The sequence below is a fragment of the Paenibacillus sp. 7541 genome, assembly GCF_002276395.1.
Lineage (GTDB): Bacteria > Bacillota > Bacilli > Paenibacillales > Paenibacillaceae > Paenibacillus_AQ > Paenibacillus_AQ campinasensis.
In genome coordinates this window covers 1-467 of record NZ_NQLZ01000077.1, presented here as the reverse complement: position 1 = coordinate 467, position 467 = coordinate 1, and the positions used below count along the sequence as shown (strand labels likewise).

At 40.0% G+C, this 467-nt stretch carries 1 protein-coding gene; it reads right to left on the bottom strand.

Features of this window, described 5'->3' with window-relative positions:
- Positions 1-14 precede the first annotated feature (14 nt).
- The coding region (gene tnpA, locus CHH75_RS24475) for an IS200/IS605 family transposase (protein WP_141235887.1) at positions 15-467 on the bottom strand (453 nt) is incomplete at its 5' end.

Sequence of the window (467 nt, the reverse complement as noted above, 5' to 3'; positions counted from 1 at the left end):
CCCGTTAAACGGGTTTACTTCTTTTTGATACTGTTTCTGCTAAATGGATCTTCATACTCTTTCACACTCAATTTATCTATTGCTTGGTCATGTGCTTCTTGTTCACGGATATATTTTGCGACGGTTGCCTCATTCAATCCTACTGTACTGACGTAGTATCCCTCCGCCCAAAATTTTCGATTGCCATACTTATACTTCAAGTTGGCATGCTTCTCGAATATCATAAGTGAGCTTTTTCCCTTCAGATATCCCATGAACGATGATACTGATATCTTTGGGGGAATGGCTACCAGCATATGTACATGATCTGGCATCATGTGGCCTTCTATGATCTCTACTCCCTTGTATTTACACAATCGTTTGAAGATTTCGATTAAATCTTTTCTCACTTGATTATAGATCTCTTTCCGTCTATACTTCGGGGTGAACACAATGTGGTACTTGCACATCCACTTCGTGTGAGCTAG